Source organism: Primorskyibacter sedentarius, from assembly GCF_004342065.1.
GTDB lineage: Bacteria > Pseudomonadota > Alphaproteobacteria > Rhodobacterales > Rhodobacteraceae > Primorskyibacter > Primorskyibacter sedentarius.
Genome location: NZ_SLZU01000004.1, coordinates 229,104 through 246,966, shown reverse-complemented (window position 1 = coordinate 246,966; position 17,863 = coordinate 229,104). Strand labels below are relative to the sequence as shown.

General features: G+C 62.6%; 18 protein-coding genes. 8 read left to right on the top strand and 10 right to left on the bottom strand.

What is annotated here, in order from left to right:
- Window positions 1-395: NAD(P)/FAD-dependent oxidoreductase (locus EDD52_RS09240; protein WP_132244120.1), on the bottom strand; the 395-nt coding region annotated here is incomplete at its 3' end.
- A gap of 271 nt (window positions 396-666) precedes the next feature.
- On the opposite strand from EDD52_RS09240, the gene greA reads away from it, so the two are divergent.
- The 4 genes from greA (at window position 667) to EDD52_RS09220 (ending at window position 3,306) form a co-directional block, all read left to right on the top strand.
- Window positions 667-1,137, top strand: coding sequence for a transcription elongation factor GreA (gene greA, locus EDD52_RS09235; protein ID WP_132244118.1), 471 nt, complete (start codon window positions 667-669; stop codon window positions 1,135-1,137).
- A 25-nt stretch (window positions 1,138-1,162) separates the two neighbouring features.
- The gene (locus EDD52_RS09230) at window positions 1,163-2,173 is read left to right on the top strand and encodes a hypothetical protein (RefSeq protein ID WP_132244116.1); all 1,011 of its coding nucleotides are present in this window, start codon (window positions 1,163-1,165) and stop codon (window positions 2,171-2,173) included.
- Window positions 2,174-2,272: 99 nt separating this feature from the next.
- A complete protein-coding gene (locus tag EDD52_RS09225) occupies window positions 2,273-2,986 on the top strand; it encodes an AzlC family ABC transporter permease (RefSeq protein ID WP_132244114.1) in 714 nt (237 codons plus the stop codon).
- On the top strand, window positions 2,983-3,306 hold the full coding sequence (locus EDD52_RS09220; protein ID WP_132244112.1) for an AzlD domain-containing protein: 324 nt from the start codon (window positions 2,983-2,985) through the stop codon (window positions 3,304-3,306). Before EDD52_RS09225 ends, EDD52_RS09220 begins: the two co-directional genes overlap by 4 nt.
- Here the strand turns inward: EDD52_RS09220 and EDD52_RS09215 are convergent.
- The 5 genes from EDD52_RS09215 to EDD52_RS09195 all read right to left on the bottom strand — a co-directional run bounded on the left by EDD52_RS09215 (window position 3,294) and on the right by EDD52_RS09195 (window position 7,424).
- Window positions 3,294-3,923 (bottom strand): hypothetical protein, encoded by a 630-nt coding sequence (locus EDD52_RS09215; protein WP_207906000.1) that lies wholly within the window; start codon window positions 3,921-3,923, stop codon window positions 3,294-3,296. The two genes, EDD52_RS09220 and EDD52_RS09215, sit on opposite strands and share 13 nt — an antisense overlap.
- A 46-nt stretch (window positions 3,924-3,969) precedes the next feature.
- Complete coding sequence (locus EDD52_RS09210) at window positions 3,970-4,104, bottom strand: aa3-type cytochrome c oxidase subunit IV (protein ID WP_132244110.1); 135 nt, start codon at window positions 4,102-4,104, stop codon at window positions 3,970-3,972.
- Between the two features lie 94 nt (window positions 4,105-4,198).
- Window positions 4,199-4,648 (bottom strand): DUF6173 family protein, encoded by a 450-nt coding sequence (locus tag EDD52_RS09205; protein ID WP_132244150.1) that lies wholly within the window; start codon window positions 4,646-4,648, stop codon window positions 4,199-4,201.
- Window positions 4,649-4,659: 11 nt separating this feature from the next.
- Window positions 4,660-5,706, bottom strand: coding sequence for an MBL fold metallo-hydrolase (locus EDD52_RS09200; protein ID WP_132244108.1), 1,047 nt, complete (start codon window positions 5,704-5,706; stop codon window positions 4,660-4,662).
- A complete protein-coding gene (locus EDD52_RS09195) occupies window positions 5,706-7,424 on the bottom strand; it encodes an acyl-CoA dehydrogenase (protein WP_132244106.1) in 1,719 nt (572 codons plus the stop codon). The genes EDD52_RS09200 and EDD52_RS09195 overlap by 1 nt, the downstream gene beginning before the upstream one ends.
- Before the next feature lie 136 nt (window positions 7,425-7,560).
- Here EDD52_RS09195 and EDD52_RS09190 point away from each other — a divergent pair, with 136 nt between their 5' ends.
- A complete protein-coding gene (locus EDD52_RS09190) occupies window positions 7,561-8,508 on the top strand; it encodes an L-threonylcarbamoyladenylate synthase (RefSeq protein ID WP_132244104.1) in 948 nt (315 codons plus the stop codon).
- Window positions 8,509-8,556: 48 nt separating this feature from the next.
- Here the strand turns inward: EDD52_RS09190 and EDD52_RS09185 are convergent, their stop codons facing one another.
- Complete coding sequence (locus EDD52_RS09185) at window positions 8,557-9,123, bottom strand: YqgE/AlgH family protein (RefSeq protein WP_132244102.1); 567 nt, start codon at window positions 9,121-9,123, stop codon at window positions 8,557-8,559.
- A 143-nt stretch (window positions 9,124-9,266) separates the two neighbouring features.
- Between EDD52_RS09185 and EDD52_RS09180 the strand changes: the two genes are divergently transcribed.
- Window positions 9,267-10,058 carry a protein-disulfide reductase DsbD domain-containing protein gene (locus EDD52_RS09180; RefSeq protein ID WP_243651883.1) on the top strand — a complete coding sequence of 264 codons (792 nt, stop codon included), beginning with the start codon at window positions 9,267-9,269 and terminating at the stop codon, window positions 10,056-10,058.
- 21 nt (window positions 10,059-10,079) lie between these two features.
- On the opposite strand, the gene EDD52_RS09175 is transcribed toward EDD52_RS09180, so the two are convergent.
- The 3 genes from EDD52_RS09175 to EDD52_RS09165 all read right to left on the bottom strand — a co-directional run bounded on the left by EDD52_RS09175 (window position 10,080) and on the right by EDD52_RS09165 (window position 16,187).
- Window positions 10,080-13,478, bottom strand: a complete 3,399-nt coding sequence (locus tag EDD52_RS09175; RefSeq protein ID WP_132244100.1) for an efflux RND transporter permease subunit — start codon at window positions 13,476-13,478, stop codon at window positions 10,080-10,082.
- A gap of 4 nt (window positions 13,479-13,482) precedes the next feature.
- Complete coding sequence (locus EDD52_RS09170) at window positions 13,483-14,940, bottom strand: efflux RND transporter periplasmic adaptor subunit (protein WP_132244098.1); 1,458 nt, start codon at window positions 14,938-14,940, stop codon at window positions 13,483-13,485.
- A 296-nt stretch (window positions 14,941-15,236) separates the two neighbouring features.
- Window positions 15,237-16,187 (bottom strand): LysR family transcriptional regulator, encoded by a 951-nt coding sequence (locus EDD52_RS09165; RefSeq protein WP_132244096.1) that lies wholly within the window; start codon window positions 16,185-16,187, stop codon window positions 15,237-15,239.
- A gap of 117 nt (window positions 16,188-16,304) precedes the next feature.
- Here EDD52_RS09165 and EDD52_RS09160 point away from each other — a divergent pair, with 117 nt between their 5' ends.
- Window positions 16,305-16,733: a DoxX family protein gene (locus tag EDD52_RS09160; RefSeq protein WP_132244094.1), complete on the top strand. Its 429-nt coding sequence runs from the start codon at window positions 16,305-16,307 to the stop codon at window positions 16,731-16,733.
- Between the two features lie 60 nt (window positions 16,734-16,793).
- On the top strand, window positions 16,794-17,693 hold the full coding sequence (locus tag EDD52_RS09155) for a VOC family protein (RefSeq protein WP_132244092.1): 900 nt from the start codon (window positions 16,794-16,796) through the stop codon (window positions 17,691-17,693).
- Window positions 17,694-17,863: the final 170 nt, after the last annotated feature.

Genomic DNA, 17,863 nt, shown 5'->3' with positions numbered 1-17,863 from the left:
TCGACACCCATTTCCTCGGCCTGTTCGGCCATCCAGCGACAGACATTGCCCATCGAGACGATGTAGTTGCCGTGATTGTTCATCAGCGGCGGCATCGGGAAATTGGGGATGCGGATGCCGCCCGCCTCGCCCAGCATGTAAAACCGGTCTTCGCGCACCGGTACGGTGATCGGCGCACCTTTTTCTTTCCAGTCCGGCATCAGGGCATCCAGACCGCACGGGTCAAGCACCGCACCCGACAGGATATGCGCGCCGACCTCTGATCCTTTTTCCAGCACGACGACTTGCAGATCGGCATCCAGTTGTTTCAGGCGGATCGCTGCCGACAGACCGGCAGGCCCCGCCCCCACGATCACCACGTCATATTCCATCGCTTCGCGTGTTTCGTCAGCCATGCCGCTCCCCTTTCCGGTCCATGCAACCGTAATAATGTTGCGCGAATGGCTATCGTGAAGGACCAAAGCGGTCAATCGCGACACGGCGTTATTGCTGCTATCTGCTCGGTATTTTCCCGCCGACGCCCATAATCGACCCGATTGCGCGTCAACCTTATCTGCCCTATTGCAATGGGCTACGGCGTCGGGTCAGTCTTTCTGCGCCACAAATGTCGAACATTCACCAGCTTATGCGGCGTCGGCGACAGGACGGCCGCTTCGGAACAGACCAATGGAAAAGATACCTATGACCCGCGCGGGCCATACCGCGCTAGAGACCGAATTGAAAACGCTCAAATCCGAGGAGCGTCCGGCCATCATCCGTGCCATCGCCGAGGCGCGCGAACATGGCGACCTGTCGGAAAACGCCGAGTATCACTCTGCCCGCGAAAAACAAAGCTTCATCGAGGGCCGGATCAAAGAGCTCGAAGGCGTGATCGGCCTTGCCGAGGTGATCGACCCCACCAAGCTGTCTGGCGCGATCAAGTTCGGCGCCACTGTCACGCTGGTGGACGAAGATACCGACGAAGAGAAGACCTGGCAGATCGTGGGGGAGCATCAGGCGAATGTCGAAAAAGGGCTGCTCAACATCAAGTCGCCCATTGCCCGCGCATTGATCGGCAAGGAAGAAGGCGACAGCGTCGAAGTTCGCACACCCGGCGGTGTAAGGACTTACGAAGTGCTCAAGATCGATTATATCTGACACGAGGCTAGCCAGAGGCACGGACATGGCCGACACTTCCGAAAGCCGCCCGACACCGTTGGGCATCTACCACCGGCCCCGGGCGACCGGGATCACCGGGATAGAGATCTCGGCAATCGCCCTGGGCGGTCTATGGCTGCTCATTGCCGGTGGAACGCTGCTTTTCAGCTCTGGCGGTGAAAGCGCGCTTGGCACGCTGCGTATTCCCCTGATGCTGCTGACGCTGTGCCTGCCGCTGGCGATGATCTGGGTTGCCGCGGTGACGATGCGCGCGACACATGCAATGCTGGAGGAAAGCGACAAGCTGCACTCAGCACTCGAGCAGATCCGGCAGGCCTATGTCGCGCAATCCAAGGCCAAGGGCGACAACGCGTCGGCCACGATCACCAGAAAGCTTGACGAGATCGCGGCGGCCCAACGCAAGACCGACACCGCGCTTGCCATGTTCACTTCCTCGCGCGAGATGCCACGGCCCGGCCCGGCGCCGAGCGCGCCATCGGACGCCCCGCAAAGCGAAGATCAGGGGCTGCTGGCGCTTGGCACCCCGGCCGAGGCGCTGATCCCGCCGCTTTCCAAGGCCGATATGATGCGGGCGCTGAACTTCCCGGACACCGCCGATGACGAGGAAGGCTTTTCCGCGCTGCGCCGTGCGCTCAAGGATCGCGCAACCGCGCAATTGATCCAGGCGGCTCAGGACGTGCTGACGCTTCTGTCGCAGGATGGCATCTACATGGATGACATGCGTCCCGACATGGCCCGCCCCGAGATCTGGCGCCGCTTTGCCCAGGGCGAACGGGGGCGCGCCATCGCACCGCTGGGCGGCATTCGGGACCGCTCCTCTCTCGCTTTGGCTGCGGGGCGGATGAAACAGGACCCGATCTTCCGCGATGCGGCCCATCACTTCCTGCGCCTGTTCGATCGGAATTTCGCCAGTTTCGAAGGGGATGCGTCCGACGCTGAAATCTCCGAACTCGCCAATACCCGCACCGCGCGTGCCTTCATGCTGCTGGGCCGGGTGGCGGGCACGTTCGACTAGGCCTGCGCGGGGCCCACGCGCTGGCCTCGCCTCTGCATTTGCAACTATGTGCCGCTTTGGCTAGGTCATGTAGTGCGAAGTCATCCGGACAGTTGACCCATGCCACATCCCGGCCAGAAAGCCACATTCCTGCGCGGCATCCTGGACGGGCTGCCTTTTGTTCTGGTGAGCGCGCCTTTCGGCATTCTTTTCGGCGTGTTGGCGGCAGAGGCCGGGCTGAACCTGTTCGAAATCCTGTCGTTCAGCCTTGTTGTCGTTGCAGGGGCGGCCCAGTTCACAGCGTTGCAGCTGATGATGGACAATGCGCCGACGATCGTTGTTCTGGCCTCTGCGCTGGCGGTCAATCTGCGGCTGGTGATGTATTCGGCGGGTCTTGCACCGCATCTGGGGCGGGCATCACTGAAGGCCCGGCTTGCGGCGGCCTATCTCCTGGTTGATCCGGTCTATGCATTGAGTGCGACACGCTACGACGCCGAACCGGATATGAGCATGGCGCGAAAGCTTGCCTATTTCTTCGGCACCGCCGCCCCGGTCATCATTGGCTGGTTCAGCAGCACGCTGGTCGGCGCGGCAGTTGGAACGCAGATCCCAGAGGCATATGCGCTCGATTTTGCGCTGCCCATCGCCTTTATTGCAATGGCCGGGCCGATGATGCGCACCGCGGCCCATATGGCCGCAGCCTTCGTCGCGGTCGTGCTCGCCTTGTCGCTCGCATGGCTGCCCTATGGCACGGGCCTGCTCGTCGCGGGCCTTGGCGGGATGCTGACAGGGGCGCGCGTCGAACTTTTGCAGCGTCAGAGGGTCGAGGCATGATTGACCGTTGGGAGCTTTGGCTGGTGATCGCAGGGCTGGGCCTTGGCAGCTATGCGATGCGCTTTGTTTTCATGGGTTTGGTCGGCCGCCGGCCCTTGCCAGAATGGGCGCTTCGCCATCTGCGTTATACTGCGGTGTCGATCTTTCCCGCCCTTGTCGCGCCACTGGTGGTTTGGCCAGAGGCGACGGGCGGCACGCTTGATGCGCCCAGAGGCCTTGCAGCGCTGGCCGCACTCGGCATCGGAATGCTCACCCGCAATGTCTTTGCCGCGATGGCAGCAGGTGGCGGCGTTCTGTTCGTGGCGCTTTACTGGTTCTGAGTGACAAGCTCTTCGGCATCGAATGCCTCCAAGGCGACTTCCTTGTCATCGTCATCATATTCATAAAGCCGCTCTGTCGTGACGCCCGGAAGCTGCGCAAAGCTCTCGCTCAGCTTGTTGGGGAACCAGGTCGAGCGGATGGGCTCGAACCCGGGAAGTTGCGACAGGATCCGCGTGATGCTCAGCGCGCATTGCGCTTGCGAGACTGCGCCGTTCGAAATGGCCAGCTGCAAGGCGCGTTCTGCCACTTCGGGCGGCACTTCGACGCGCTGGATCACCACGTGATAGGTCTCGCGCGCATGTGCCCGGGCATAGAAATCCGCGATGGCCGGGGTGATGCCGAACAGGACGTCATCGCGTTCCGGCATCGCCTTGTGACGGACAGAGCCTGCCGGGTCGAAGATGACCCGCTGGGAGGCGTTGATCATGATGCTGGAATGCGCCCCTGATCCCGACCGGTTGTTCACCATCGTATAAAGGGTGATGGCGGTTGGCCCGCCATGCACATAGGCAGCGCGCGACACCACCTCGGGTGGCGCATTCATGGCAGTCTGCGCGCCGCAGGCGGACAGCAAAGCAATCGCGACAAGGGCAAGGATCACCCGTGGGTTACGCATGAAAAAGCACCTTCTTAAACCTGTCCGCGATGCGGGACACCTGTTGTCAGGCGCCGATCAGCGCCAGAAGGACAACCAAAACCAGAATCACGATGATCGAATTGATCCCGAACCGGATGGTCCCGGCAAAGGTCTTTTCCTGCGCTTCGATATTCATCGAACCATGCTTGTGTTCAGCCATGTGCATTCGCCCTTCTCTAAGCATTTTCCCGCGTCTTACTGCATTTGAATCTGTCTGTCACCACGTCACGGGCGCGCATGGCGACACTGGGCGGTCAGGCGTTATCCAGATCCTGAACGAGGCGGAATCCGATACGCTGCGGGCTGGCTTCCTCGACCTCTTTGCGCACGGCACGCAGCATAACGTTCAGCTGGGTGACATGCTGGATCAACTGAGTGCGCGTGCCATCAGGTTCACTGCCGTAGAACGTGACAATATCCGGGTCGAAGAATCCAAGCCCTTCGATTCGCAGCACGCCGACCTGCCCCCCGGCCAACCCCATCGCAACCTCGTGCTCGTTATCAAGCTGTTCCTCGAAGCTTTGGATATAAAGCACCAGCCGTTCATAGGCCCATTCGGCGGGGCTCTTTTCCTTCACCGGCTTGCGTCCCACCGATTCGGGCAGCTTGGCGGGCCCCGAACACCCTTCCTCGCCGCTGGTATGAACCTCGTGGCGGCGCGGCAGGGCGTCATTCTCGGCATATTCCGCCGAGGTTTCGATCATCGCCCGTTCTGTCAGCTTGTCTTGCGGCAATATACCATCGCTCCATCGCTGCGTTCGGACTGCTCTACCAGCCCCTGGCTATGAAGATGGTTCAAATGCGCGACAGCCTCAACCAGGGCCAGGCCATATTCCGCTTCGCCGATCTGTCGTTTGAACAGGACGGGGAAGCAATCGGCCGCAGCTTTGGGCGTGTCCAGATCGGCAAGCAGCCGTTTCAGCGCACCGTGATGGTTTTCGATCAGCTGCCGCATCCGCACCGGCAATCCGGTAAAGGGCAGCTTGTGACCGCCCAGAACAAGGTGATTGGCGCGCGCAAACTGCGACAGGCGCTCGCACGCCTCCAGCCAGTCGCCCACCGGGTCGGCCTTGGGCTCTGTCGCGTAGACGCCAAGGTTGGAACTGATCGATGGCAGGATCTGGTCGCCCGCGATCACCAGATTATCATCGCGGCTCCACAGCGTGGCGTGTTCGGGCGCGTGGCCATTGCCGATATGCACGTCCCAAACCCGGCCGCCGATGCGAATCACGTCGTCCTGTTTGATCCGGGTAAAGCCCAGTGGCATCGGATAGACCACGTCCGAAAAGTTGAACGGCCGCTCATCCGCGCGACGGGCGATTTCTTCCGCGCTCATGCCCGCGCGTCGGTAATAGGCCAGCGTCTCGCTTGCCGGGCGCGCCTGTTCGTCCAGTTGCAACATGCGCGAGAAGAGCCATGCCGTACGCGTCGTAACCAGCTCTGCCCCGTGCTCGGTCTGGAACCATCCGGCAAGCCCGACATGATCGGGATGATGATGCGTAACGACGACTCGCCGCACGGGCCTGCCACCCAGCGGGCCGTCCAGCAGCCCCTGCCACAGCTCGCGGGTCTTTCTGGACGAAAACCCGGTATCGATGATGGTCCAGCCATCCCCGTCATCCAGCGCATAGATATTGACGTGATCCAGCTTCATCGGAAGGGGCAGGCGCATCCACAAAACACCCGGCGCCACTTCGATGGCCTGAACGCCGGAGGGCGGTTCAGACCAGGGATAGCCGATCACGTCTGCGCCGCCGTCCATCACGCGGCCAATTCGTCGTCGCTCAACGCATAGACGCCCTCTGCGCCCTCACGGGCATGGGCCAGCGCGCCAGCATATTCGGGAAGCATCCGTTTGATGTAGAACCGCGCGAGGTTGCTCCGCGGCCCCTCGCCCCCCTCGGCCTCTGCCGCGAGCAGATGGAAATGCGCACCCAACACGCGGGCAAACCCCTTCAGGAAGGGAACCGAGCCTGCAAAGCGATCGTTCAGTTTTTCCTGTGACACCATCCACTCGACAGTTTCACGCAAGGTTTCGGCAGCTTCCCAAACCGGCTCGGCAAGGTCCGGCAGCGTGCTGCGGGTGCGCTCCGCGACTTCCTCGATCTCGTCCATCAACCGGAAGGCGGCCTCGCCCCCATCCATCAATTTGCGCCCGACAAGATCCATCGCCTGAATGCCGTTCGTACCTTCGTAAATCGCGGTGACGCGGACATCGCGGGAATATTGGGCCGCACCGGTTTCCTCGATGAAACCCATACCGCCATGCACCTGCACGCCCATTTCCGCGACAGCGATGCCGGTATCGGTTCCGAACGCCTTGACGATAGGGGTCAGCAGCGCCGCACGCGCGCCCCATTCGGCATCGCCGGTCGCTGTCTTCATGTCGATCGCGATGGCACAGGCCAACGCAATGGCGCGCGTCGCGAAGATATCGGCCTTCATCGTGGTCAGCATCCGCCGCACATCGGCATGGTCAATGATCGTGCCTGTGCCGCCCTCGACCGGCACGCGGCCTTGCTTGCGCTCCATCGCATAGGCCAGCGCGTGCTGATAGGCGCCCTCGGCGACGCCCAGCCCTTGGATGCCCACACCCAGCCGGGCATTGTTCATCATGGTGAACATCGTGCGCATGCCGTCATGTTTTTCCCCGACGAGCCAACCGGTGGCGCCATCATACTGCATCACCGCGGTCGGGGAGCCATGAAGACCCATCTTGTGCTCGAGGCTCACCACCTTGAGGTCATTCGCCCGGCCCGGATTGCCGTCTTCGTCCGGCAGGTATTTCGGGACCATGAACAGGCTGATGCCCTTTGTCCCCGGCCCGCCATCGTGGAGGCGCGCCAGAACCAAATGGCAGACATTTTCGGTGAAATCATTGTCGCCCCAGCTGATATAGATCTTCTGGCCGGTAATAGCGTAAGTACCATCGCCGTTATCGACGGCCTTGGTGCTCAGCGCGCCCACATCGGAACCGGCCTGCGGCTCTGTCAGGTTCATCGTCCCGCACCACTCGCCAGAGATCAGCTTGGGCAGGTAGATGTCTTTCAATGCGTCGCTGGCATGGTTTTCCAGCGCCTCGATCTGGCCTTGTGTCATCAGCGGGTTCAGTTGCAGCGACAAACAAGCCGCGCCCATCATGTCATTGACGGCCGACACCAGCGCCATCGGCAGCCCCATGCCCCCATGCGCAGGGTCGGCCCCCATCGACACCCATCCGCCTTCGGCGATGGCCCGATACCCATCGGCAAAACCCGGAGAGGTCCGCACAACCCCATTCTCCAGAACTGCGGGATGCAGATCACCATTGCGTTGCAGGGGGGCCAGAACCTCTTCACACATCCGCGCGGCCTCGGTCAGGATGGCCTCGATCATGTCGGGGGTGGCCTCGGCAAATCGGTCGGTCTGGGATACCTGCTTCAGCCCAAGCACCTTTTCGAACAGAAAGCGGTAGTCGGACAGTGGCGCGCGATAGGGCATGGGGATCTCCGGTGTGCAGCGTCGGGAATGAGTCGAACTTGGCAACACCCGTACAGCTGTGTATGCACGGGAACCTTCCCGGCGTAGCCTAAGCCAGAGCGCGCCAGCATCAACCCGAAACGCGGCGTCACAAATCATGTCACAGCCCCTGCGCCTTTCTCCAGACAAGACCGGTATCGCCCGCGCATCCGCGTTGCTGAAGGACGGCGCGCTTGTCGCATTGCCCACGGAAACCGTCTACGGGCTGGGCGCGGATGCCCGCAATGATCGCGCTGTCGCCGAAATCTTCAGTGCCAAGGGGCGTCCAAGCTTCAACCCGCTGATCGTGCACCTTCCAGATGTGGAGGCCGTGCGCAGCTACGTTGAATGGACCGACACGGCCGAGATTCTCGCCTCTGCCTTCTGGCCCGGTGCGCTGACGCTGGTCCTGCCCTTGCGGCCAGACAGCGGTATCGCCCCGCTTGTCACTGCCGGGTTGTCCACGGTCGCGGTGCGCGTGCCTGCTCATCCGCTGGCGCAGGCCCTGTTGCGCGCCTTCGGCGGTCCGGTTGCGGCGCCTTCGGCCAACCGGTCAGGCCAGATCAGCCCGACGACCGCTGACCATGTGGAACGCAGCCTGGGCGGACGCGTGGCCGCCATTCTCGACGGTGGGCCTTGCCCGGTCGGGCTCGAATCCACCATCGTTGACGCCTCAGAGGCAGGCGCGCCGTGCCTTCTTCGCCCCGGTGGGATACCGGCAGAGGCGCTGGAACAGGCGCTTGGCCACCCGCTTGAAATCCGCGACGGGTCAGAGGCGATCTCTGCTCCGGGGCAGCTACGGTCGCATTATGCGCCCGCTGAGACTGTCCGCCTGAACGCCACCGAGTGGCGCGAGGGCGAGGCGACCTTGGGCTTCGGGCCGGTATCGGCTGATCTGAACCTGTCCCCCGCCGGCGATCTGACCGAAGCCGCAGCGAACCTGTTCGGACACCTGCACGCGCTTGATGAAACGGGTCGGCCCATCGCCGTCTCTCCGGTTCCGATGCATGGGCTGGGTTGTGCCATCAACGACCGGTTGTCCCGCGCCGCCGCGCCACGCGATTGACAGGCTGCCGCACGGAAGCGGCGGAGCCCCCCTGTGACCGGTCTCTGCTCAGGCACGCCCCGCATCGGGCGACAGGGCCAATGCCGCGACGCCAAGCGTTTCCAGTGCGGCCTCCCACTTGTCAGCATCCGATGTCTCGAAGACAAGCGCCTTTGAGGCGTCGCAGATCAGCCAGCCATTCTGCACGATCTCTGATTCAAGCTGCCCGGGTCCCCAGCCGGCATAGCCCAACAGCATAAGCTGCCGCTCCGGTCCACGCCCGGCGCCGATGTCTTCAAGGATGTCCAGCGTCGCCGTCATGGCAAACCCGCCCGGCACCTTGAGCGTCGAGACGACCGATTCGTATTCATCAGAATGCAGCACGAAACCGCGCCCCTGTTCCACCGGGCCACCGAACCGCACGGGTTGCGCCAGCCCTTCCGCAGTCGCGGTGATCGACAGCTGTTCCAGCAGTGAATTCATCGTCACATCCGGCGTCGGTTTGTTGAGGATAAGCCCCATCGACCCCTCATCGGAATGCGCGCAAAGAAACACCACAGAGCGGTCGAACCTTGGATCCCCCATGCCCGGCATGGCAATCAACAGCTTTCCGGTCAGGTTGGTCGTTTCAGTCATTGCTCACAGTGCTCCGTTGATGGTGCCCTTTGACAATGGCCCTCCCGACCGCCGGGTTCAAGGGTTGCCAACACGCGGCACTCGCCGGAAAGTGACTTGGCATTTCATACGACATGACGCATCTCAAAGAGATGATACGTCGCATGATCACCGCCCTTGTGCTGGGCCTTGGACTTTTTGGCACGGCCGCGCAGGCCGCCAATTCGGCATCTCCCATCCAGGCGGAGCTGTTGCCGGGATGGCGCTTGCCGTCGGGTGATCATGTTGCTGGGCTTCGCCTCGTGCTTGCGCCGGGGTGGAAGACCTATTGGCGCGCGCCGGGTGACGCGGGCATTCCCCCGGTCTTTGTCTGGAAAGGCTCTCGCGGCGTCAGCAGTGTTCAGGTGATCTGGCCGGTGCCAAAGGTGTTTGATCAGCAAGGCATGCGTTCCATCGGCTACGCCAAGGAGGTGGTGCTGCCGTTGCGGATCGCGGCCAGCGGCGGCGATATTTCCCTGCGCGGCCGCATCCAGCTTGGGATTTGCAAGGATATCTGCATCCCCGAAGAGCTGCGTCTGCGGGCTGATCTTCCCGGCAACGTCACCCGCCCCGACGCCCGTATTTCCGCCGCGATGGCAGAAGTGCCGCTTTCGGCCATCGAGGCAGGGGTCGGCCGCGTGACCTGCGAGATGCAGCCTTCGCGCGATGGGCTGCATGTCACCGCCAACGTGGAAATGCCCCGTGCGGGACGGGTGGAGGTGGCCGTGGTCGAAACCGGCAATCCCCACCTGTGGGTTGCGGAACCGCAGATCGAACGCCGCTCTGGCGCGCTGGTCGCACGGACAGAGATCATGCATGTGGATGGCAGAGCCTTCGCGCTGGACCGAAACGGCATCCGGATCACCGTACTTGGCGACAGGATGGCCGTGGACATTCAGGGCTGCCCTGCTCCTTAAAAAGGACGCTCGTCAAAGACCCTAACCGAGGTGGCGGCGTTGTCGGCCAAACAGCCAGATTGCGCTGCCTACCGCGTATAGCACCAGCACGAAGGCCGCGCAGCCTGCGATGAACAGCGCCAGCGCCGCGGTCAGTGGCGCGGCCCCTGCCAGCAGTGGCAACGCCGCCGCCAGCAAAGGCAGCATTTCCCCCGTCACAACCACATATCCCAGCGTAGCGACCAGCCATGCCAGCACCACACCCAATGCGGCGACCATGCTGATACGAACGCCAGAGCGGCGGAACCGCAGCGCAGTTTTCAATGCAGCAATCTGCCGCGAGACATCGTGCTGCATCGCCATCAGCGACGGTACGACCAGCAGCACCAAGAGCATCCCGAAGCCCAGACCGTAGACCAGCGTGATCACGGTGGGTTTCAGGAACTGCGCATCGGCAGAACGTTCGTAAAGCAGCGGCGCCAGCCCCAGAACAGTGGTGGCCGTGGTCAACATCACCGGTCGCAGCCTGTCCGCCGCCCCGTCTATGATCGAAGGGACCAGCCCGCGATCTTCTGCATATTCGTCGATGGTCGTGACCAGCACGATCGAGTCGTTGATGATGATGCCGGTCATGCCAAGCAGTCCGACGACCGTGAACATGCTAAGCGGCACATCCCATAAGACATGGCCATAGATCGTGCCCACCAGCCCGAAGGGGATGATTGCCATCACCACCAGCGGGCGGCTCCAGCTGGCAAATACCCAGGCGAGCACGACATAGATGCCAAGCAGGACAAGGATCAGCCCCGTGCGGGCGTCGCTCAGGAAGCGATCCTCTTGCTCTGACAGGCCTGACATGCGCCATTCCACCTGCGTCTCGGCCGCAATCCTTGGAAGAATTTCCTCGTTAAGCGCGAGGCTGATTTCCTCGGCACGGGCCGGATCGTCCTCGGATATATCGCCCGTCACAGAGATCAGGCGAACGCCGTTCTCACGCCGGACTGTTGAAAACCCGGTGCTGCGCTTGACGCTGACGATATCGGCCAGGGGCACGTATTCGCCCGCCGGGGTGCGCATCTGGGTCCGCTCAAGGAAATCGGCGGTCAGCTCTCCATCCGGCAGTTCCACCCGGATGGACGCACTGCGCGGGCCGTCTGGATAGGTCGCTGCCTCAATCCCGCCCAGACGGTTGCGCAGCACGCGGCCCAACCCGTCAATGGTAAAGCCAAGCGCCTGCCCCTGCGCGGTCAGCTCCAGGATCAACTCTTCCTTGTCATAGGCCAGATTATCTTCGACTGCCGACACTTCCGGGAAACGAAGCAGCGCGGTTTTCAGCGCCTCGGACGCCTGTTTCAGGGTCTCCGCGCTGGCGCCGTAGAACTGCACGTCCAGCGCATCGCCGCCGGGACCGGAGCGCCAGCCGCGAAAGCTGATCGTCTCGACCAGCGGATGGCGGCGCACGACGTCCTGCAGCTCTCCGACAAAGGCGAAAGAGGAATAGGGACGCAGGTCTGCCTCGATCAGTTCAATGGAGATGCCGCCTAGCTGATCGGCATCCTTGGTATCCGTGCCCGCCAGACCGCGCCCGGCATTGCCGCCAATCTCTGCAATGACATAGTCCAGCGGGTTCAGCCCGTAGCGTTCCTCATATTCCTTGCCCAATGCCTCTGTCGCGCGCTGCATCTCGCGCATCATCTCCAGCGTGTCTTCGCGGGTGGCACCGGGCGCCATGGCGAAATTGCCGGTGACAGAGGCTTGCTCGGGCGAATTGAAGAACCGCCATTGCACGTCGCCCCGAATGAACAGCGCGACCTGACTGGCCAGAACAGCAATGGCCATTGCAAAAACCACGTAGCGCGCCTTGATAACGCCCGCCATCAACGGCCGGAAGAGGTACTGCCGCACCCAGCGAAACCCCCGGTTCACCACGCGGGACGGCAGATCGTACCAATGCTCTTTGGCCGAATGCGCAAGGGCGTGGCTCATATGGTTTGGCAGGATCAGAAAGCATTCCACCAGCGAGGCCAGAAGAACGACGATCACCGTGAACGGTATGTCGGAAATCAGGTCGCCGAAGCGTCCGCCCACAGCCGTCAGGCCAAAAAAGGCAATCACCGTGGTCAGCGTGGCCGAAAACACCGGCAGCGCCATGCGACGCGCAGCAGTCTCTGCCGCCTCCACCGGGGTCATGTCTTTTCGCGACAGGTGGTCGGCATGTTCGCCCACGACAATGGCGTCATCCACCACGATGCCCAGCGTGATGATCAGCGCGAAAAGCGAGATCATGTTGATGGTGATGCCGGACAGGTACATCAGCGCAATCGCGGCAAGCAGCGAGGTGGGTATTCCCAAAGCCACCCAAAAGGCCGTGCGGGCATTGAGGAACAAAAAGAGCAGCAACACCACCAGCGCAAGGCCCGTCAGGCCGTTGTCCAGCAGGATGTTGAGCCGCCCGGTAATGGCCTCTGCCCGCGTGCGGATCAGGTCGATGCTGACATTGGCAGGCAGCGTCTCCTCCATTTCACGCGCGACGTCCTCGACCGTGCGCTGGATGCTGATGGCGTCGCCCCTGTCGGACCGGTCCACGCGTACCGAAAGCGCCGGGTTCTCACCTACGAAATAGCTGCGATTCCGGGTGATGCCTTCGACCCGGAGGGACGCCACATCGCCAATGGTCAGCTTTGAACCATCCGGATTGGACCGCAGCACGATATCGGCGATCTGATCGGCAGAGCGTTTCTCGACCCCGGTGCGGACCCGCGCGTTGGCGCCGCCCACATCCCCTGCCGGATCGGCATCCACCTCCTCGGCGATCACCGCGGCGATCTCGGCCATGGTGACATCGTAAGCGATCAGGTTGGAACTGGGCACCTCGACCACGGTCTCTGGTGCGGCAAGGCCGCGAATGGTTGTGCGGGTGACGCCCTCGGTGAACAGTCGCGCCACCAGTTCGTCCGCGAAACGGCCCAGCTGATCGACGCCCACGGGGCCGGTGATCACCAGATCGGTGACCCTGTCACGCCAGGCCCCCCGGCGTACCTTCGGGTCTTCGGCATCCTCGGGCAGCGTGTTTATGGCATCGACGGCGGATTGCACGTCGTCAGCGGCGCGGCTCATGTCCCAGCCGGGTTCGAATTCCAGCCGGACGTTTGCCCGTCCTTCCCGCGACGTGGATTCAGAGCTTTCGACACCCTCAACCGCCATGAGGGCCGGTTCCAGCACCTGCACGATCGCGCCATCCACGTCGGACGCACCCGCGCCCTCCCAGGTGACCGAGACGGAGACGTTGTCGAGGATCACATCCGGGAAGAACTGCGCCCGCATCCGCGGCAAGGCCATCAGACCCGCAGCAATCAGCAAGACCAGCAGGAGGTTCGCCATTGTCCGGTGGCGGGTGAAATAGGACAGGACGCCGCCTGCTCCGCGTGGAATTCCCCGCATCCGCCTACCCGCCTATCCGCGCTTCGATGCGCTGTACCATCTCGGCTGGCACTTTCTCTTCGCCAAGTTGCGTGAGGATGCGCGCCTTGGCTTCGGCAGGCATCCGGTTGTTCGCCTCGACGAAGGCCACCAGCCGTGCCCTGCGCTCTTCGCTGAGCTCAAGCAGCTCCGGTTCGGTGGGTTCCACCGCGACACCCTGTTGAAGCGCACGCACTTTGATGCCCGCACCCAGCAATGGCGTGCGTTCGGCCACGACCTGTCGCCCGGCCAGCCCGTCGCCCTGTACCAACACCTCATCGCCCTGCCTGCGCAAAAGACGCACTGGCATGCTTTCGAGCCGTTCATCCTCGCCCAGCACCAGAACCTCCGATGCCGCGTTCAAAGCCGAGGCAGGCAGCCGGATCACACGGTCAAGCGGCGGTTCGACGATTTCCACCGTCACGAAATCACCCGGCTTGAACCCGGCCGCACCCTCCAGCCGGGCAAAGAGCAGGCGGCCGGTCTGGCCCTCACCCACCGCGGCACCTTCGCGGCTCAGCACGCCGCGCGCCGTCAGATTGGTGCCAAAGACGTCCAGAGTGACCGTGACAGGCGCATCCCGCAGGCGACCGTTCGCCCCCAAAAGCCGCGCATATTGCTGGGTGGACACGCGGAACGCCACTTCGAGCGCATCCGGATCAATCAGTTCCGCGAGCTGTTCATTGGTGGAGACCAGACGCCCCTCGACCACGCTGACCGCACGCAGGGCCCCGGTAAAGCCTGCGCGCAGCTCGGTATCGGCAAGACGGCGTTCTGCCTCGGCCAGCGCAATCTCGGCCCGCGCCAGGGTGGTTGCGGCCTGGTCGACGCGCGCCTCGGCCTGCGCGACTGCCTGCCGACGTGCAAGCACGGCCTGCCGCGCCGAAGAGGCCGCGAGCTCTGCCGTCTCGACCGCCGCCGCCGTCCCCACGCCGCGATCTGAAAGGTCCCTCTGTCGGCGAAAGGCGCGTTCCCTCAATTCCGCCTGCTCTTCGGCTGCGGCCTGCTCGTCCTGCGCAAGCTCCAGCGCCCGGGCGGCTTCGCGCCCTTCGGCCTCGGCATCAAGGATATCGCTTCTCACACGATCCAGCGCCGCCTGCGCATCTGCCGGGTCAATCCGGGCCAGCAGCTGACCCGCCTCCACCTGCCCCCCTTCAACGAAATTCTCTGAAAGCTCCGTCAGTCTTCCGCTGGCCGCCGCCCGGATCTCAAGGGTCCGGCGGCTTTGCACCTCGCCAAAGGCACGCATCGTGGGCGAAACGGTTTCCGGGGTCGCCGCAACCACATTCACCGCGAAGACCCGCTCGCGCGCCTCGGCCACCCTTGGCTCTCGGGACATCCGATCTTCGACGGCATCACGCACCGTCTGGCCGGCATAGACCAGAAACCCGAGCGTAAGCGCCAGCAGGAAGAGACCGGTCAGACTTTTTCTAAGAAATCGCATTGTCGCAACATACTCCAGGCGGATGACCGCGCCGCCACGTCCAAGTCTAGCTCCGCTCAGGAAAATGCCAAGCCACAACAGCGTTATGCGCACCGTCCGCAGTGCGGGTACGCCGGTGATCGGGACATGCGAGGCAGCCGCTAAGCCGCCCATGGTCGAACCCGGTGTTGGTGCCTGATGGACTTGCCGCGCGTTTTTCACCGGGCTTGCAGCGCTGGTCGGCCTTCGCCCGTGATCCCGCGGTCTTGCTCCCTTTCAAGACCCCGCCCCCGCAGCAATGAATGGCTTGGGCCGACCTATCTGGTCGGCGGCTGGGGACCCGCCTCCGCATCAGGGTTCAGGTGGCCGCGCGTCTGCATAGCTGCGGCCAAACCATCTGCCCCTGCCAGAAAATCCAGAAAGCTTCGCACCTTGGCGGGGAGGTAGCTTCGATCCGCATAGATCGCGTGGATCTGCAATGTCGGCCATGTAACTCGGGGCAAGACAACCTCCAGCCGTCCCGCCGACACGTCGTCCCGCGTCGCCCAATTGGGCAGCATCGCATAACCCATGCCCGCAATCGCCGCGCATTGAAGGATGTCTTCGGTACCGCTGACCATGACCGGGCGCAGCCTGACGTCCAGACCATCTGACCCGCCAAACCTGATCCGCCCATCGCTCGCCACCCGCGAATAGGCCAGCAATGGCGCATCCGCCAGATCATCGGGCGATTGCGGTCGGCCCACGCGATCCAGATAAGAGGGGGCTGCAACCAGTTGAAACGTCACATCCGCCAGCTTGCGGGCAATCAGCCCTTCGTCGAGATTGAACGCAACCCGCAACGCCAGATCAAATCCCTCTTCCACCATGTTGATCTTGCGTCCGCTCAGATCAAGTTCGAACGTCACATGTGGATTGAGCTGGTGATAGGCCAGCAGGATACCGGCGAAAGCCGGATTGGATATCCAGCCCGGCATTGACATTTTCAGCGTGCCGCGCGGCGAAAGTGTATCAGTGGTCAGCTGCGCCTCGGCCTCTGCCAGCCCGTCAAGCAAGGGGCCCACCGTCTGCAGATATTTTGCACCCGCTTCCGTCAGGCTGACATTGCGGCTGTTCCGGTTGAACAGACGTGCGCCAACGCGCGCCTCGATATGTTGCACGTGTTTGCTGGTCATCGCAGGCGACAGGCCCAAACGGTCCGCCACGGCAGAGAAGCTCTTGTGTTCGGCTATTGCTGCGAAAACCCGTAGGCCAAGAAGCGTGTCCACTATCAACTCACAGTAAATGATACTTCAATAACTACGCCAATGATCTCGAAAAAAGAAACATTTATTACCGTCGTCATACCGACACACCGCTGTGGCGAAGCCAGGAAAGATGATGACATGACAACAACCAAGACAAACCCGATCCGAACAAACAAGGTCTGGAACATTGCCCTTTGGGTGGCGCAGGCGGCTCTGGCCGCGATGTTCCTGATGGCCGGCTACATGAAGCTGACCTCTGGCCCGGCCGAGATGGTCGCGATGGGAATGATGTGGGCGGAAAACGCCCCCGCGGCCCTGATCAAGTTCATTGGTCTGGCCGAAGTTGCAGGCGCGCTTGGCGTGATCCTCCCCGCGGCCACCCGCATCATGCCTGACCTGACGAAACTGGCCGCGCTTGGGCTGGCCATCATCATGGTTCTGGCCGCGGGCCTGCATATCATGCGCGGTGAATTGGGCGTGGTTCCGATGAACGTGGTTCTGTTCGCACTGGCCGCTTTCGTGATCTGGGGTCGCACCAACAAGGCACCGATCGCACCGCGCGATTGAAGCACAGGCGCGCTCCGGGTTCTGCTGCCGGGGCGCACGTTTTCATTGAGGATGCCCAAGATGCTTCACGCACCCCGCACCGCCAACACGACCGCTGACCGCCTGACTTGGGGTGTCATCGAACTGCAGGTGACCGATCTTGACCGCGCAGTGTATTTCTGGACCACCGCGCTTGGGTTGATCAAGAGATCGCATACTGGCCCCGGCGTTGCCCTTGGCACTGATCGATCAACCCTGTTTGTCCTGCATTCCGGTGCGCAAACCCCCGTCGCCGCACCCTATACCGGCATGTATCACGCAGCGATTGGTGTCCGCAGCCAAAGCGAATTCTCCCGCATGCTCGCCCGCTTGCTCTTCCTTGAGGTGGAGGTCGTGCCGACCGACCATCTGATGGCAAAATCGCTATATCTCAAAGACCCCGATGGTCTTGAAATTGAAGTGACATACGAGACGCCCGAACGCTTCGGGCATTACGGTGACATGTCCAGAGGGCTGACCCTTTATGATGCGGATGGTCGCCGCCACAGTGGCCGTGGCCCGCTGGATGTCGCGGCAGAACTGGCCCACGCCGCGGATGCCGACCCCATGGACCCGCTGGCAAGCGACAGCTATCTCGCGCATCTGCATTTGAAGGTTCGCGCACTGGAACCCGCTTTGGACTGGTTTGAAGCCCTTGGATTTGAACTCAACCTGAAGCTGGACGCCTGGGGCTTTGCCGATATGGGGGCAGGCGCGCCCAACACGCACCGTCTGGCGATGAACATCTGGGCCGGAACAAACCGGCCGCCCGCGCCGAGAGAGATGGCCGGGCTTCTGCGCTATGAGTTGATCGCCCAAGGCAGCGCCCCGGTGGCTTCGCCGCATCTGCGCCCGGACGGCGATGTTTTGCGTGGCACCGACCCTGTCGGCATTCCTGTCACCGTTCGTCCCGGCGGCCCGGATGTCTCGGCTTTGTCGTAGCTTTCCTGCCGCGGCACTCGACCGTTACTGGCGAGGCCGAGTGGAGCAAGCGCCGCAAGCGACATAAGTCCAAAAGGCCACATATCCCCTTGATCCCGGTGTCGCCCAGCTGACCGGTGGGGAGATTGCCAAGACGTTTGCGAATGCCCGAAACGGGGATGGCTCGCAGG

What these genes read in the sequence shown, in the direction of transcription:
- greA (WP_132244118.1), top strand. Translation starts at nt 667, where the DNA reads ATGGAAAAGATACCTATGACCCGCGCGGGCCATACCGCGCTAGAGACC.
- EDD52_RS09230 (WP_132244116.1), top strand. Translation starts at nt 1,163, where the DNA reads ATGGCCGACACTTCCGAAAGCCGCCCGACACCGTTGGGCATCTACCAC.
- EDD52_RS09225 (WP_132244114.1), top strand. Translation starts at nt 2,273, where the DNA reads ATGCCACATCCCGGCCAGAAAGCCACATTCCTGCGCGGCATCCTGGAC.
- EDD52_RS09220 (WP_132244112.1), top strand. Translation starts at nt 2,983, where the DNA reads ATGATTGACCGTTGGGAGCTTTGGCTGGTGATCGCAGGGCTGGGCCTT.
- EDD52_RS09215 (WP_207906000.1), bottom strand. Translation starts at nt 3,923, where the DNA reads ATGCGTAACCCACGGGTGATCCTTGCCCTTGTCGCGATTGCTTTGCTG.
- EDD52_RS09210 (WP_132244110.1), bottom strand. Translation starts at nt 4,104, where the DNA reads ATGGCTGAACACAAGCATGGTTCGATGAATATCGAAGCGCAGGAAAAG.
- EDD52_RS09205 (WP_132244150.1), bottom strand. Translation starts at nt 4,648, where the DNA reads ATGATCGAAACCTCGGCGGAATATGCCGAGAATGACGCCCTGCCGCGC.
- EDD52_RS09200 (WP_132244108.1), bottom strand. Translation starts at nt 5,706, where the DNA reads ATGGACGGCGGCGCAGACGTGATCGGCTATCCCTGGTCTGAACCGCCC.
- EDD52_RS09195 (WP_132244106.1), bottom strand. Translation starts at nt 7,424, where the DNA reads ATGCCCTATCGCGCGCCACTGTCCGACTACCGCTTTCTGTTCGAAAAG.
- EDD52_RS09190 (WP_132244104.1), top strand. Translation starts at nt 7,561, where the DNA reads ATGTCACAGCCCCTGCGCCTTTCTCCAGACAAGACCGGTATCGCCCGC.
- EDD52_RS09185 (WP_132244102.1), bottom strand. Translation starts at nt 9,123, where the DNA reads ATGACTGAAACGACCAACCTGACCGGAAAGCTGTTGATTGCCATGCCG.
- EDD52_RS09180 (WP_243651883.1), top strand. Translation starts at nt 9,267, where the DNA reads ATGATCACCGCCCTTGTGCTGGGCCTTGGACTTTTTGGCACGGCCGCG.
- EDD52_RS09175 (WP_132244100.1), bottom strand. Translation starts at nt 13,478, where the DNA reads ATGCGGGGAATTCCACGCGGAGCAGGCGGCGTCCTGTCCTATTTCACC.
- EDD52_RS09170 (WP_132244098.1), bottom strand. Translation starts at nt 14,940, where the DNA reads ATGCGATTTCTTAGAAAAAGTCTGACCGGTCTCTTCCTGCTGGCGCTT.
- EDD52_RS09160 (WP_132244094.1), top strand. Translation starts at nt 16,305, where the DNA reads ATGACAACAACCAAGACAAACCCGATCCGAACAAACAAGGTCTGGAAC.
- EDD52_RS09155 (WP_132244092.1), top strand. Translation starts at nt 16,794, where the DNA reads ATGCTTCACGCACCCCGCACCGCCAACACGACCGCTGACCGCCTGACT.